The following is a 14,617-nucleotide window of genomic DNA, read 5'->3' as shown; positions in this document are numbered from 1 at the left end:
AGTCTGCACCCACCCACCGACAAAAAATCGGATCACGCGCCCCGGAACGCCCGCCGATATGCGTGCGGACCAGTACCGATGATGCGTTTGAACCTGTCCCGGAATGCGGTCGGCGAGCCGAACCCGACCTGAGCGGCGATCCGTTCCACCGGGTCGGTGGTCGCTTCGAGGAGGTGCTGCGCCCTGCGGATCCGGGCCCGGTGCAGCCACTGCAACGGGGTCGTGCCGGTCTGGTCGCGGAAGCGCCGGTTGAGGGTGCGCACGCTCATGCCCGCCCGCGCGGCCAGCCGGTCCAGGGTGAGCTCGCGGGCCAGGTTGTCCTGCATCCAGCGCAGCAGCGGCTCGAGCTCGGCGCCCTGTGGCGTCGGCGGCTGGTCGCGCACGATGAACTGCGCCTGCCCGCCCTCCCGTTCCAGCGGCATCACCGACAGCCGGGCCGCGTCGGCCGCGATTGCGGAGCCGTGGTCGCGGCGGATCAGGTGCAGGCACAGATCCAGGCCGGCCGCCGCGCCCGCCGACGTGAGGATCTGGCCGTTGTCGATGTACAGCACGTCCGGATCGACCGTGACGGCCGGGTACGCCCGAGCCAGCTCAGCGGCGGCGACCCAGTGCGTGGTCGCCCGGAGCCCGTCGAGCAGGCCGGCCGCGGCGAGGATGAACGCCCCGGAGCAGATCGAGGCGATCCGGGTCCCCGCCGCGGCGGCCGAACGCAACGCGTCCACCACCTCGGGCCGGACCGCGGCAGAAGGGTCGGAGCAACCAGGCACGATGACCAGCGCCGCCGCCTGCATAACCGATAAATCGGATAAGTCGGTGAGCCGGAACCCACCCGCCGACACCGACCGCAACGGCGAGCACACCACGACCCGATACGCCGCGGCACCCGACGGCAGCCGCGTCCGCCCGAACACCTCCAGCGGCGTCGACAGGTCGAACGGAATCACCCCGTCGAGCGCCAGCACCGCGACCGTCCGCATGGCCAGAACCTACCGCCGACCCCCGAAACTGCCACGACGATGGCAGGAACCCGCGGTCAACTGGCCGGAACCGCCACCAACGATGCAAGCAGCGCAGCCAGGTCGTCCGGCCGGCTGAACATCGCCCAGTGCCCGGTGGGCAGCTCGTGGACGCGGTAGTCCCGCCGGTCGAGCCCGCTGAAGAACGGATGGCCCGCGTCGATCATCTGATGCACGACCGCGGCCGCGAACGTCGTGCACAGCAGGTCGGTCGGCGGCTGCGAGGCGCTGTCCAGCCGCAACGGCTGCCGGGCGCTGGCCAGCGGATGCGGGACCGCCCGCGCGAGGATCGAGTCCGTCAGGCCGTCGAGTCCGGCGAACTGCAGTGGGTCGTCGGCCGGGTCGAACGACGGCGGCGGGATGAACTCGCCGTCCACTGTGGCCGGTTCGCCCATGTCGGCCTGCGAGACGCCGTCGGGCAGCGGCCCGCTGTCCACATAGATCACCCGGGCGACCTGGCCGGGAATCCGGTCGGCCGCGCCACGAACGGGCAGCCCGCCATAGCTGTGCCCGACCAGTACCACATCCTGCGTATCGGCAACGGCGGATGTCACCTGCCCGATGTGGGTGTCGAGGGTCGCCTCGGCGGTCATGTCGAGGTCCAGTGCGGTCACGTCGTGGCCGGCCGCGCGCAGTCGCGTGGAGACCGCGTCCCACGCCCAACCACCGAGCCACATGCCCGGCACCAGGATGAAGTTCGTCATGCCACGACCGTAGAACCGAATCCGGGCCGATTCCGCCCTGATATAAAGAGCGAGTGGCGCAGTCCACCGAAAAGGTCCTCGCGATGCTGGAGCTGTTGCAGGCGCAGCCCGGCCTGACCGGCCCTGAGCTGGCCCGTCGCCTCGAGGTCGACGGTCGCACCGTCCGCAGATACGCGGGCACCCTCGTCGACCTGGGCGTGCCGGTCCAGGCGGACCGCGGCAGGTATGGCGGCTACCGGCTGCTGCCCGGCTACAAGCTGCCGCCGCTGATGTTCACCGACGACGAGGCCGTCGCCGTCGTGTTCGGCCTGCTCATCGCCGCCCGGCAGGGAGTGACGACGCCGCTGGCCCTCGCGAAGATCGAGCGGGTCCTGCCGGCGAAGCTCCGGGAGCGGGTCCAGGCGGTCCGCGAGACGCTCGGCTTCACCGCGCCCGCCCGCGACTCGACGCCGCCGCCGGCCGGCCACCTCCTCGCGCTCGGTGAGGCGACCCGCGCGCACCGCCGGATCCGGGTCACCTACCGGTCCTGGCGCGGCGACGACACCGAACGGGACTTCGACCCCTATGGCATGGTCGTCCACAACGGACGGTGGTACACCACCGGCCACGACCATCGCAGCGGTGAGGTCCGCACGCTGCGGCTGGACCGGATCCGTTCGATCAAGAGCCTGGAGGTGTACTTCCAGCCGCTCGCCGGATTCGACCCGGTCGCGCATGTGGTGGCCGGGCTGGCCGCGGTGCCGTACCAGCACGACGTCGAGGTGGTGCTGCACACCGGACTGGTCGAGGCGGCCCGGCGCATCCCGGCCACGGTCGGCACGCTCGCCGAGCATCCGGACGGCGTCCTGCTGGCCTGCCGTGCCGAGCACCTGGACGGGATGGCACAGATGCTGGCCGGCCTCGGCTGGGATTTCACCGTCCACCGCCCCGACGAACTGCGCCACGAGGTCGTGGCGCTGGCCCGCCGCCTGGAACGGGCCGTGTCAGTCGTGCGCCAGGGTCGTGCTGAGGACGACGGCCGCGACCAGTGAACCGACCATGATCCAGACCAGCCGCCAGGTCCATTTGTGGGCGAAGTTCAGCGTCCAGCCGGCGCCCTGGCGCTTCGGCACGAACAGCGCCGGATCGTCGGGGTTGACGTAGAAGTTGCCGCGCCACGCACGCGGGTCGGCGCTCATCCCGCGGGCGTTGCCGCCGTCACGACGCTTCGGTGCGGGGACCGCGACGATCGCGAGGGCGAGGACGGCGACCATGAAGGCGATCGCGAGAAGCTCGGCCAAGGCTGCGTGGTTCACCATTCGAGCGTGCCACCGCTTGTCACGGTTCGGAAGAGCAACGTGTCAGAAGGTATGACCGCTGCACGTCGTTGCCGGCGAGTTCGGCCGCCTGGCGGAAGGCCTCCCGGGCCTCCGGCTCGCGGCCGAGCCGCCGCAGCAGATCACCCCGCACGGTGTGAAAGACGTGGTAGCGGGCCAGATCAAGGGCGTCAACGAGCGCCAGCGCCGCGGCCGGTCCGGTCACCTCCGCGACGGCGACGGCACGGTTCAGCGCCACGACCGGCGTCGGTGACAGGTGCAGGAGCTGGTCGTACAACTGCAACACCTGCTGCCAATCGGTGCCGGGCCCGTCCGTGTGGACGGCGTTGATCGCCGCCTGCAGCTGATAGACGCCCGGGCGGTCGAGGGCCAGGCACTGCCTGACGAACAGATGGCCTTCAGCAACCAGGCGTCTGTCCCACCGGCTGCGGTCCTGGTCGCGCAGGAGGACGAGCTCGCCGCCGGGACCCGTCCGTGCGGGCCGGCGCGCCTCTGTGAGCAACATCAACGCGAGCAGGCCGGTGACCTCGGGCTCGTCCGGCATCAGCTCGTGCAGCAGCCGGCCGAGCCGGATCGCCTCCGCGCACAGGTCGTCGCGGATCAGCCGGTCGCCGGAGCTGGCCGCGTACCCCTCGTTGAAGATCAGGTAGATGACGGCGAGGACGGGCCGCAGCCGCTCGGGCAGCCGCTCCGCCGGCGGCACGCGGAACGGGATCCCGGCGTCGCGGATTTTCTGCTTCGCCCGGACGATCCGCTGGGCGACGGTCGACTCCGGGACCAGCAGTGCGTGCGCGATCTCCGGGGTGGTGAGCCCGCCGAGCAGCCGCAGGGTGAGGGGCACCTGCGCGGTCGTCGGCAGCGCCGGGTGGCAGGCGATGAAGATCAGGCGGAGGCGGTCGAGCGGCTCCGGGGTGTCACCGGCGTGCAGCAGGGCCGCCTCGCGGTGCCGGTCCTCGCGTTTCGCCTCGCGGCGCAGCCGGTCGACGGCCCGGTTGCGGGCGGTGGTGATGATCCAGCCGGCCGGGCTCGGCGGCGGGCCCGACTGCGCCCAGTGCTGGACCGCCGCGGCGAAGGCCTCCTGAACCGCCTCCTCGGCGAGGTCGAGGTCGCCGAGGAGGCGGACCAGGACGGCGACCGCTCGGCCGTACTGCTCCCGGAAGGCCTGCTCGACCGGGTCCGCCGTCACCGGAACGGCCGCACCTCGATCGGCAGGCGCGTGGCACGCATCGCCTTGCCGGCCCACTCGAGCGCCTCGTCGAGGTCCTCGACGGCGATCACGCAGAAGCCGCCGAGGTGCTCCTTGCCCTCGATGAACGGCCCGTCGCTCAGCAGCACGCCGTCGTCCTTCGGCCGCAGCACGGTGGCGGTGCCGGGCGGGAGCAGCCCACCCGAGAACACCCACACGCCGGCGTCGCGGAGACCCTGATCGAACGCGTCCACGTCGGCCTCGATCTCCGCCATCTCCTGCGGCGTCGGGGGCTCGCCCTCACTGGGTTCGATCACACTGAGCAGATACCGCCTCATGGTCACCTTTGTACCGCAGGGCCCACGTATTCTTTTCTGCGGCATCTTCACGGAAGGGGTTTCACGTGAGCAGCGAAACGCTGGAGTTCCAGGCCGAGACGCGGCAGCTCCTGCAATTGATGGTCCACTCGATCTACTCGAACAAGGACATCTTCCTGCGGGAACTGATCTCCAATGCATCGGATGCCCTGGACAAGCTCCGGCTCGAATCGCTCATCGACAAGGATCTTGTCGCGGACACCGACGACTTGCACATCACCCTCGCGGTCGACGCCGGGGAGCGGACGCTGACCGTCCGGGACAACGGGATCGGCATGTCCCGCGACGAGGTCATCCAGCTCATCGGCACGATCGCGAAGTCGGGCACGGCCGAGATGCTGCGCAAGCTGCGCGAGTCGAAGGACGCCGCCGCCAAACAGGAGCTGATCGGGCAGTTCGGCGTCGGGTTCTACTCGACGTTCATGGTCGCCGACAAGGTCACGCTGGTGACCCGGCGGGCCGGCCACACCGGCGGCACCCGCTGGGAGTCCACCGGCGAGGGCACCTACGAGATCGAGGAGGCCGACGACGCGCCGCAGGGCACCTCCGTCACGCTGCACCTCAAGCCCGAGGACACCGACGACCAGCTGCACGACTACGCCGCGGACCGCAAGATCCGCGAGATCGTCAAGCGCTACTCGGACTTCATCGCCTGGCCCATCCGCATGGAGGGCTCCGACGAGGCGCTGAACTCGATGAAGGCGCTCTGGGCCCGCCCCCGCAGCGAGGTCAGCGACGAGGAATACCACGAGTTCTACAAGCACGTCTCGCATGACTGGACCGACCCGCTCGAGACGATCCACATGAAGGCGGAGGGCACGTTCGAATACGAGGCCCTGCTGTTCATCCCGTCCCGGGCGCCGTTCGACCTCTTCAGCCGCGACGGCAAGCACGGCGTGCAGCTCTACGTGAAGCGCGTCTTCATCATGGACGACTGCGAGGCGCTGACCCCGCAGTACCTGCGGTTCGTGAAGGGCGTCGTCGACGCGCACGACCTGTCGCTCAACATCTCCCGCGAGATCCTGCAGCAGAACCGGCAGATCCAGGTCGTGCGGCGGCGCCTCGTGAAAAAGGTGCTGTCGACACTGACCGAGCTGCGTGAGAAGGACTCGGATCGATACGGGACCTTCTGGGCCGAGTTCGGCCGGGCGCTCAAGGAAGGCCTGATCGACGACACCGACAACCGTGAGACCCTGCTCGACCTGCTCCTCCTGCCGTCCACCGCGTCCAGCGAGCTGACCACGCTGCGCGACTACGTGTCGCGGATGAAGGAGGACCAGAAGGACATCTACTACATGACCGGCGAGTCGCGGGCGATGGTCGAGCACTCGCCGCACATGGAGGCGTTCCTCGCCAAGGGCTACGAGGTGCTGATCCTCACCGACCCCGTCGACGAGGTGTGGGTCGAGCGGATCAACGAGTTCGACGGCAAACCGCTGCAGTCGATCGCGAAGGGGCAGGTCGACCTCGGTGCCTCGGAGACGCCCGCCGAGCAGCAGGAGGAGTTCGCGCCGCTGCTGACCTGGCTCGGCGAGACGCTCCAGGAGGACGTCAAGGAGGTCCGGCTCTCCTCGCGGCTCACCACGTCGGCGGCGTGCATCGTCGGCGACGCGCACGACATCACGCCGACGCTGGAGAAGATGTATCGGGCGATGGGGCAGGAAATGCCGCACACCAAACGGATCCTGGAGCTGAACCCGACGCATCCGCTGGTCACGGGTTTGCGTTCGGCGTTCCTGGCAGATGCGGATAATCCGGGTCTCGGCGAGACGGCGGAGCTGCTCTACGGCGTCGCGCTGCTCGCCGAGGGCGGGGAGCTCACCGACCCGTCCCGGTTCACCCGGCTGGTGGCCGACCGCCTGGCGCGCACGCTGTGACCGTGCCGGCCTCCGTGGAGACGCTGCTGGCTGCCGAGCGGCGCCTGCAGGCCGCGCAGCTGGCCGGTGACGTGGCGGTCCTCGACGAGCTGATCGACGAGCGGCTCGTCTTCACCGGCCCCGACGGCGTGCTGTACCACAAGGAGGACGACCTCCACCTGCACCGCACCGGCGCGCAGAAGATGACGGCGGTGCAGGAGGAGGAGCTGCTCTCGCTGGTCGACGGGCGGACCGGGGTGACCTGGTTCGTCGGCCGGCTGGCGGGCACCTTCAAGGGCAACGATTTCGACGGACGGCTGCGGTACACGCGCACGTGGCTGCACGACGACGCCTCCGGCTGGAGAGTGGTCGCCGGGCATGCCAGCGCGATCTGACCCGCGGGTCGTGACGCTCGTGCTCGTCTCGTCCGGCGGCGACGTGCTTGGCGCGTTGCCGCCGGACGAGGTCGAGGTGCCGTGGTGGTCGGAGGTCGCCTCGGTGGTCTCCGCCGCCGGGCTGCCGGTCACGGTGCTGCGGCTGCTGTCCACGTCGCTGCCGGCGCAGCTCGGCGGGGCGGTTTCCTATCTGGCGGAGGTTGCCGGTCCGGTGCCGGCACGGTGTGGCTGAAGGAACTGCCGGCGTTCCTGCGCGGCGAGACCGCGGTCCTGCGCTGGATCAACATGGCGACTTCGCCTCTGCTGGGTGCCGTGGTGTACGCCGGGTTCCTCGAAACATCGAGCCGGATGAGTGGCCGTACCACCTCGAAGACGTCCCGAGCTGCCTGAACGAAGCCGTCGAAAATTTTGTCGTACCGATGCTGTAGAACTACCGGCGTCAAGGATCGTCCGACGCTGGAGGTCGATGGCTGTGGACGTGGAGAGGCGCTCGGTGGCGCCCATCATCCCGCCGGTGAAGCCCCGCAAGCTGGCCAAGGTGCCGTTCGTCGAGCTTGCCGACGGGCGGTTGCAGGGAGTCGTGTCGAGCGGCTCCGACGTGGAGCGGGTCTATGTCTCCTCGATCGGGGCCGGCAGCCACGGGTTGAGCTGCAGCACCAACAACAACCGGCCCTGCGGTGGGCTGCGCGGCTCCTATCCGTGCAAGCACCTGCAGGCGCTGCTCGACGAGGCGGTGCTGCAATACGGCGCCGACCGGGTCGCCCGCTATCTGCGCATCGACGTCGAGGAGGGCAGGAGCCTCACCGCCGGATTGCGCGCGCACCATGAGCCGTCCCCGGCGGCGACCGTGTTCAGCAGTTTCCTGCGCCACCTGGCCTATCTGGAGTTGCCCGACACCACGTCACCGGTGCCCGAGCTGCACTGGTTCCCGTCGGTCGGGGCGGCGCGCTGATGCTTCCCACCCAGCTCAGCGCCCTGCTCGCCGATCCCGCCCCGGGTGTGCCCGAGGCGCTGGATCTCGTTTCCTCCCTCGACCAGGGTCTCGTCGACGGCCTGGCCCGGGTGTCGCCGTCGGCGTTCGGCGGCTTCGTCGACGCGTTCGCCGGCAGCCCGCTGCGGGACCGGGTCGCCGAAGCCGTCGACAAGATCGCCGCCGGGTCGATCTCCGACGAGCACCTGTTCGTCCTCGCCGGCGCCCGGTCGGCGCTGTTCGGGGCCGTGCACGACGCGCTGCTCGGCCAGGCCGACGCCGCGCTCGGCCGGACCCGCGCGTCGTGGCCGGGCGGCTCCGGCGACGCCGCCACGGCGGCCAACCTGCTGGCCGGGAGCCGGTCGTGGCTGCGGGAGCTCGCCATCACCGGCTGGCGCGGCGTCGACCACGACCTGGTCACCGCCGCGGGACAGATCATCGAGGCGGCGCTGGCCGAGCCGCGGCTGCGGCGGCTCGCGACACTGCTCGACGGGCTCGCGGCCGAGCTGCGCGCGTGCAGCCCGATCGCGACCATGGACCGGCTGCCGGTCCGGCGGTGGGGCGACCTGTGGAGCCGCGCGATGCTGCTCGCGCAGGACGGCGGCCGGCTCACCCCGTCCGAGCCGGTCACCGGGCGGCTGCTGGTCCTCGGCGCCGACGTGCACGAGCACGCCACCGCCGTGCAGATCCAGGTGCACGGCATCCTGGAGACGCCGGGCGCCGCGCCGCGGCTGGTGCGCACCAGCGTCGCCGCGCCGAAGGTCGACACCATCGTCGGCCCGGCCGTGTGGCGGCTGTTCGCGGCGCACCCGGTGCTGCTGGGCGCGCTCGCGGAGCGGCTGACGCTCGACGTCACCGACCTGCCGCTGCTCGACAGCGGCGACCTGCTGTGGAGCGACGCGCGGGCCAAGGCCGGGCCGCCGGCGGACCCGTTCGCCACCGCCCGGGTGCTGCTCGCCGGCGCGGCCGCCCCGGCGGTGCCGCCGCTGGAGCGCCACCCGGCCCGCATCAGCGAGCCGGTGTTCGTCGAGGGCTACACGGCCGCGGACGGGGCGTTCACCCTCGGGGACCGGACGATCGCGGTCGACACGGACCGGCTGCCGTCGTGCGGGCCGCTGACCCCGCAGCTCGTCGCCGCCTCGCACGCCTGCATCGGGCTGCTGCGATGGGACGACGGCGGGTGGTCGCTGCAGCCGATCGCGGTGCTCACCATGGTCAAGCGCCAGCCGGTCGGGGTGCACACCACCGACTGGGCGCTCGGCCCGACCGACCCGAAGGTGGTCAAGGCGGCTGCGGCGGCCGGTGACGCGGTCGCGGTGCTGCGCGAGCGGGCCGGAAGGTTGCTGCGCAAATGAGCGATGAGAACCGTCGCCAGGTTCTGTACTGGCGGATGCTGGCCCGTGTCTTCGAGGCCGACGAGCAGCATGCCCTCGAGTCCGCGAGTGTCGCCATCGTCGAGGACATCGGCCTGCCCGCGGCGCTGCTCGACCCGGGTGTCTCCGTGGACAACCTGGTGCAGCGCCACCCCGACCTGGCGGGCGCGTTCGACGGGCTGATGGCGCCCGCCGACGACACCCCGCAGGGCGACGAGGTCCGGCGCGCGGCGCTCGTGTCGAAGCTGCTCATCAACGTGTTCGCCACCGGCAGCGGCAACGTGAGCGCCACCCAGCTGGCCAACTGGCAGGCCGACGCCGGCTGGTTCGAGCGGGCCCTCGGCATGGACCCGGGCGAGCTGCGCGGCCGGCCCAACGCCGGTGGTCTCGCCGGCGTTCTCGGCGGGCTCGAAGGCGACCTGGTCAAGCGGATGCACCTGCGGGAGGTGCTGGCCAACCCGGCGCTCGCCAAGCAGCTGACGCCGAGCATGTCGCTCATCGAGCAGCTGCTGCGCGACAAGGACAACCTGTCCGGTGTCGCCCTCGCCAACGCGAAGGCGCTGATCCGCCGGTTCGTCGACGAGGTCGCCGAGGTGCTGCGCACCCAGGTGCAGCAGAGCAGCGCCGGCGTGATCGACCGGTCGGTGCCGCCGAAACGGGTCTACCGCAACCTCGACCTCGAGCGCACCATCTGGAAGAACCTGACCAACTGGAGCCCCGAGGACCAGCGGCTCTATGTCGACCGGCTCTTCTACAAGCAGACCGCGAAGCGCACCACGCCGGCCCGGCTGATCGTGGTCGTCGACCAGTCCGGCTCGATGGTCAACGCGATGGTCAACTGCACCATCCTCGCCTCGATCTTCGCCGGGCTGCCCAAGGTCGACGTGCACCTCATCGCCTATGACACGCGGGCCCTGGACCTGACGCCGTGGGTGCACGACCCGTTCGAGGTGCTGCTGCGCACCCGGCTCGGCGGAGGCACCGACGGCACGGTCGCCATGGCGCTCGCCCAGCCGAAGGTCGCCGACCCGCGCAACACGGTCGTCGTCTGGATCTCCGACTTCTACGAGTCGCAGTCCCAGCCGTTGTTCGACTCGATGCAGGCGATGCACCGCTCGGGGGTCAAGTTCATCCCGGTCGGCTCCGTCAGCAGCGGCGGCCAGCAGAGCGTCAACCCCTGGTTCCGCCAGCGGTTCAAGGATCTCGGTGCGCCGGTGCTGTCCGGCCACATCCGCAAGCTCGTCACCGAACTCAAGAACTTCCTCGCATAGGAGACCGACATGACCGACGACATGCTGCGCGCCCCCGCCGAGGTCAAGTATGCCGACGAGCTCGACTGGCTCGAGTCGATCGACGACGGGCCGAAGCCGTTCTCGTGGCGGCTCAGCCCCAAGATGGTCCGCCTGTTCGTGCTCGGCTCGGAACGCGCCGACGGCCTCGACCGTGAGGTGTCGCAGAAGTGGTTCGGCGACCGCAGTTTCGTCGAGCGCAGCATCGTGACGCTCGCCTCCGACCGCGGCCTGCTGCTCATCGGCGACCCCGGCACCGGCAAGAGCTGGCTCGCCGAGCTGCTGTCCGCGGCCATCTCCCGCAACTCGACGCTCGTCGTGCAGGGCACCGCCGGCACCACCGAGGACCACATCAAGTATTCGTGGAACGTCTCGATGGTCATCGCCAAGGGCCAGTCGAGGGCCTCGATGATCCCGTCGCCGATCATGACGGCGATGGAGCGGGGCGTCATCGGCCGGTTCGAGGAGCTGACCCGCTCCACCAGCGACGTCCAGGACGCGCTCATCTCAATCCTGTCCGAGAAGTACGTGTCGATCCCCGAGCTCGACGACGACAACATCGTCTTCGCGCAGCCCGGCTTCTCGATCATCGCGACCGCCAACAGCCGGGACCGCGGGGTCAACGACCTGTCCTCCGCGCTCAAGCGCCGGTTCAACTTCGTGCGCATCCCAGTGGTGACGAACAAGCGCAGCGAGGCCGAGATCGTCCGGTTCCGCACCTCGGAGCTGCTGCGCCGGCACCGCATCGAGCTCGACGTGCCGCCCAACCTGCTCGACATCCTGCTGCAGAGCTTCGCCGACCTGCGCACCGCGGCCGCGTCGGCGACCAGCGACGACGAGAAGCTCGAGTCGGCACTGTCGACCGCCGAGCAGATCGGCGTGCTGGAGGACGCGATCCTGCACAGCACCTTCTTCGGCGACCGCACGCTGCGCGCGCAGACCCTGGCGGGTTCGCTCGTCGGCTCGCTCGCCCGGCGCAGCCCCGAGGATCTCGCGATCCTCAACAAGTACTGGCACGGGGTCGTCGAGCCGCGCAGCAAGCAGGACGGCGGGGACTGGTCGGCCTTCCTCGAGGGCGGCCGCGAGGCGATCGCCACCCTGTCATGAGCGAGCCTTTCGGGGCGCTGCGGCAACAGCTCGTCGAGGCGGCGACCGCGTTCGCCGCCTCGCCGGGCGCCGTGCCCGACATCCTGGCCGGGATCGTCGACGACGTCGACCGGGCGCTGCGCGAGGAGCTGGAGATCTTCCCGGTCTGCCACCACTCGCCGGCGTCCGCCCTCGCCATGGTCCGCAGGCTGCGTGAGAAGCAGCCCAAGGTGATCTATCTGGAGCTGTGCGAGGACCTCACGCCGCTGCTGACGGAGCTGCGCAACTGCCGGCTGCCGGTCGCCCTGCAGGCGTTCGCGTCCGAGCTGGACACGTTCCCGAAGGACTGGGGCCCGCTCAGCGTCATCGCGCCCATCACCGAGGCCTCGGCCGAATACCAGGCCATCGCCTACGCGCTGGACACCCCGGGCGTCGAGCTGGTGCTGGTCGACCGCTCCACCGACCACGTCTTCCAGTGGCAGCCGCGCACGCCTGCCACCCCGTCGGACGCAGACTCCTCGGATGAGGACGACGCCGGTGACCTGCACGGCGACGCGGTCGGCATCGAGATCGGCGACCTGCGGCCGCGCTTCGCCGAGCTGGAGACGCACCTGCTGCACCACGGCAAGGTGCGCCACTGGTCGGAGTGGTGGGACCAGTATGTCGAGCAGCCGCTCGTCGACGCCGACTACGCCACCTACCGGCAGGTCATGGTGCTCATCGGCAGCCTCTTCCGGCGGCTGGCGCCCAGCGGTGCCGAGCGGGTCACCGTCGACGAGGACCGCGAGCGCTACATGTGGACGCGCATGCGGGAGCACCTCGCCACGTCCGGCGTCGACCGGTCCGACTGCCTCTACGTGTGCGGCGCCTTCCACGCCGCCAGCCGGGTCGAGCAGTTCGGCACCGGGCCCGACGCGGCCCCGTTCGACATCACCCCACGCACCGCGACGAAGTGGCTCTACGGGTTGATCCCGTCCAGCCACTCCGCGATCGAAGGCCAGTTCGGGCTCGCCTCGGGCTCCGTGTCGATCGCGGCGGCGACCTGGGCCAAGGCGGTCAGCCGTTCGAAGCTCGCCACGTTTCAGCTCGACGGCCAGCGCGGCAGCCGCAAACGGGCGGCCCGCCCCGCGGCCGCGGCGGTCGAGGCCGGCCCGGTCGCCGACCAGCTGACCCAGTTCCTGGCCAGCCCGCCCGACCTGCACGGGTTCGACGAGGAGGAGCTGCTCGGCTGGTGCGTCGACATCGTCCGGCTGGCCCGCCGCAACGGCTACCTGGCCAGCACCGCGGACGCCATCGCCGTGTTCGAGACGTCGATCCTGCTGGCCGGCATGCGCAACCGGGCCCGCCCCACGCCGTATGACTTCCAGGACGCGGCGGTCACCTGCATCGAGAAGGACGTCATCCCGGGCCGGCGCGACGTGCGGCGGCTCTGCGAGATCCTGCTCGGCGGCGACCGGGTCGGCCAGGTCGGCTACGACGCCCTGCCGCCCCTCGCCCGCGACGTCTACGACCGGCTCACCCCGATCGGCCTCGACCTGCGCAAGAGCACCGTGCAGCGGGCGCTGCTCGACCTCAACGGCCGCCCGGAGCTGACCCCCTGCTCGCACCTGCTGTGGATGCTGCGCTACCTGCTGCCCGACGGCGCCGTCCGCCCGATCATGGGCTCCCGCCGGCTCGGTGAGCGTTCCATCCAGGAGAGCTGGGACCTTTCCATCGGCAAGCACCAGCGGTACATCATCGAGCTGGGCTACGAAGGCGTCACCGTCGAGCAGGTCGTCGAGCGGCGGCTGCGCCGGTCCGTGTACGCACCCGACGCCACCGCGGCGGTGGCCCTGCGCGCCGTCGAGGACTCGATCCTGTTCCTCGGCAGCCGGCGGTTCACCGACGAGCTCGGCGCCCGGGCCGTCGAACTGCTCGCGGCCGAGCGCACCGTGGACGACGCCCCCGACGTGCTGCGCCGCATCCGCCGGCTCCTCGCGCACTACCGGGCCACGGAGCCGGAGCTGCCCGCGTGGTGCGGGGCGTTCGTCACCGCCGGCTATGCGCACTACTGCACCCTGCTGCCGACCGCCTTCGTCGACGACGAGACCGGCGTCCGGCAGGTCGGCGCGATGCTCGGCTTCCTCTTCACCATGGAGGGCCTCGCGCTGTCCCTCGGCTGCGACCGGGCCCAGCTCGAGATCGCGGTCCGCCAGTCGCACCCCGAGTCGCCGGCCAAGGTCGCCCTGCTCTGGGCCGCCCACCACCAGCTCGGCCTGCTGCCGCTGGCGGACCTGCGGGCCCGGTGCGCCGACCTGCTCGGCAACCCGCTGGTCGTGCCGACGTTCCCGCAGTACCTGAGCGGCTTCGTCCAGGCGCTGGAGCCGGTGCCGAAGCTGGCCGCCTTCGTGGTCGAGGTGATGTCGGACGCGTTCGCCCACCTGCCCGACCCGGTCCTGCTGCCCTGGCTGCCGACCCTTATCACCACCCTGCGCGACCAGGCGGGCGAGCTGGTGCCGATCCTGATCCGCGAGGCGGGCCGCACCTTCCCCGCCACGCTCCCCGCCGTCGACGCCTGGGTCCCGCCGTGGACCAGCACCGCCGGCACCCCGGCCCACGGCGCGGGCTCATCAGGAACCGCCGGACCACGCCCGGGCTCTGGTGCCGGTTCTGCCGGGTCCGCAGGCGGGCCTGCGGGCTGGGCAGGTTCCGATGCTGCGGGTGGACCGGGCGGACTGGGCGGCGATGGGTTCGGTCCGGGCTCGGCGCGCTGGGACGCGGCGATGCCGGTGCTCCGATTGCTGGCCGGACACCCGTCGACCTGCTACGACGTTGCCGGACTGCTCGGCGTGCCGGGGGACGGCGGGGAAGGGCCTGGCTGGCTCGACCTCGACCTGGTCGACACGCCCGCCACACCCGGCGGGTCCACGGTCCAGGCCCTGCTCGAATCCCACCCCGGCGCCATGGACGCTTTGGAGGCGCTCCTGATCGCAGGTTAGGCAACGAATGCGGGTGGCCTCGGGCGAGACGTTCCAGCGGAGATCGCACATTCCAAGGCGCGACGTCCGGG

15 protein-coding genes are annotated in these 14,617 nt (G+C 71.0%); 10 read left to right on the top strand and 5 right to left on the bottom strand.

Going from position 1 to position 14,617, the window contains the following annotated elements:
* Window positions 1-32 precede the first annotated feature (32 nt).
* Both ACFPIJ_RS04415 and ACFPIJ_RS04410 read right to left on the bottom strand, forming a co-directional pair.
* The gene (locus ACFPIJ_RS04415; RefSeq protein WP_380113286.1) at window positions 33-977 is read right to left on the bottom strand and encodes a GlxA family transcriptional regulator; all 945 of its coding nucleotides are present in this window, start codon (window positions 975-977) and stop codon (window positions 33-35) included.
* A gap of 56 nt (window positions 978-1,033) precedes the next feature.
* Entirely contained in the window at window positions 1,034-1,720 is a 687-nt protein-coding gene (locus tag ACFPIJ_RS04410; RefSeq protein ID WP_380113285.1) for an alpha/beta fold hydrolase, read from the bottom strand.
* A 53-nt stretch (window positions 1,721-1,773) separates the two neighbouring features.
* Between ACFPIJ_RS04410 and ACFPIJ_RS04405 the strand changes: the two genes are divergently transcribed.
* Window positions 1,774-2,751 (top strand): helix-turn-helix transcriptional regulator, encoded by a 978-nt coding sequence (locus ACFPIJ_RS04405; RefSeq protein ID WP_417323591.1) that lies wholly within the window; start codon window positions 1,774-1,776, stop codon window positions 2,749-2,751.
* Here ACFPIJ_RS04405 and ACFPIJ_RS04400 read toward each other — a convergent pair.
* The 3 genes from ACFPIJ_RS04400 to ACFPIJ_RS04390 are packed head-to-tail and all read right to left on the bottom strand — an operon-like array spanning window position 2,704 to window position 4,560.
* Window positions 2,704-3,015 carry a DUF5808 domain-containing protein gene (locus tag ACFPIJ_RS04400; protein ID WP_380113284.1) on the bottom strand — a complete coding sequence of 104 codons (312 nt, stop codon included), beginning with the start codon at window positions 3,013-3,015 and terminating at the stop codon, window positions 2,704-2,706. The two genes, ACFPIJ_RS04405 and ACFPIJ_RS04400, sit on opposite strands and share 48 nt — an antisense overlap.
* Window positions 3,016-3,037: 22 nt before the next feature.
* A complete protein-coding gene (locus ACFPIJ_RS04395) occupies window positions 3,038-4,222 on the bottom strand; it encodes an RNA polymerase sigma factor (RefSeq protein WP_380113283.1) in 1,185 nt (394 codons plus the stop codon).
* Window positions 4,219-4,560: a YciI family protein gene (locus ACFPIJ_RS04390; RefSeq protein WP_380113282.1), complete on the bottom strand. Its 342-nt coding sequence runs from the start codon at window positions 4,558-4,560 to the stop codon at window positions 4,219-4,221. Before ACFPIJ_RS04390 ends, ACFPIJ_RS04395 begins: the two co-directional genes overlap by 4 nt.
* 65 nt (window positions 4,561-4,625) lie before the next feature.
* Between ACFPIJ_RS04390 and htpG the strand changes: the two genes are divergently transcribed.
* The 9 genes from htpG to ACFPIJ_RS04345 all read left to right on the top strand — a co-directional run bounded on the left by htpG (window position 4,626) and on the right by ACFPIJ_RS04345 (window position 14,546).
* A complete protein-coding gene (gene htpG, locus ACFPIJ_RS04385) occupies window positions 4,626-6,476 on the top strand; it encodes a molecular chaperone HtpG (protein ID WP_380113281.1) in 1,851 nt (616 codons plus the stop codon).
* A gap of 2 nt (window positions 6,477-6,478) precedes the next feature.
* Window positions 6,479-6,850, top strand: a complete 372-nt coding sequence (locus tag ACFPIJ_RS04380; protein ID WP_380113280.1) for a nuclear transport factor 2 family protein — start codon at window positions 6,479-6,481, stop codon at window positions 6,848-6,850.
* Entirely contained in the window at window positions 6,834-7,082 is a 249-nt protein-coding gene (locus ACFPIJ_RS04375; protein ID WP_380113279.1) for a hypothetical protein, read from the top strand. The genes ACFPIJ_RS04380 and ACFPIJ_RS04375 overlap by 17 nt, the downstream gene beginning before the upstream one ends.
* Window positions 7,073-7,240, top strand: coding sequence for a hypothetical protein (locus ACFPIJ_RS04370; RefSeq protein ID WP_380113278.1), 168 nt, complete (start codon window positions 7,073-7,075; stop codon window positions 7,238-7,240). Before ACFPIJ_RS04375 ends, ACFPIJ_RS04370 begins: the two co-directional genes overlap by 10 nt.
* A 76-nt stretch (window positions 7,241-7,316) precedes the next feature.
* Window positions 7,317-7,802, top strand: a complete 486-nt coding sequence (locus ACFPIJ_RS04365; RefSeq protein WP_380113277.1) for a hypothetical protein — start codon at window positions 7,317-7,319, stop codon at window positions 7,800-7,802.
* Window positions 7,802-9,175, top strand: a complete 1,374-nt coding sequence (locus ACFPIJ_RS04360) for a hypothetical protein (RefSeq protein WP_380113276.1) — start codon at window positions 7,802-7,804, stop codon at window positions 9,173-9,175. The genes ACFPIJ_RS04365 and ACFPIJ_RS04360 overlap by 1 nt, the downstream gene beginning before the upstream one ends.
* Window positions 9,172-10,464, top strand: coding sequence for a VWA domain-containing protein (locus ACFPIJ_RS04355; protein ID WP_380113275.1), 1,293 nt, complete (start codon window positions 9,172-9,174; stop codon window positions 10,462-10,464). Before ACFPIJ_RS04360 ends, ACFPIJ_RS04355 begins: the two co-directional genes overlap by 4 nt.
* Window positions 10,465-10,473: 9 nt before the next feature.
* Window positions 10,474-11,589 carry an ATP-binding protein gene (locus tag ACFPIJ_RS04350; RefSeq protein WP_380113274.1) on the top strand — a complete coding sequence of 372 codons (1,116 nt, stop codon included), beginning with the start codon at window positions 10,474-10,476 and terminating at the stop codon, window positions 11,587-11,589.
* Window positions 11,586-14,546, top strand: coding sequence for a DUF5682 family protein (locus tag ACFPIJ_RS04345; protein WP_380113273.1), 2,961 nt, complete (start codon window positions 11,586-11,588; stop codon window positions 14,544-14,546). Before ACFPIJ_RS04350 ends, ACFPIJ_RS04345 begins: the two co-directional genes overlap by 4 nt.
* The last annotated feature ends 71 nt before the right edge of the window (window positions 14,547-14,617 follow it).

Origin of the sequence: Dactylosporangium cerinum, from assembly GCF_042653625.1 — a bacterium.
Lineage (GTDB): Bacteria > Actinomycetota > Actinomycetes > Mycobacteriales > Micromonosporaceae > Dactylosporangium > Dactylosporangium cerinum.
Note: the sequence above shows the minus strand (reverse complement) of the source record. Positions and strands in the feature narration are given on the sequence as shown.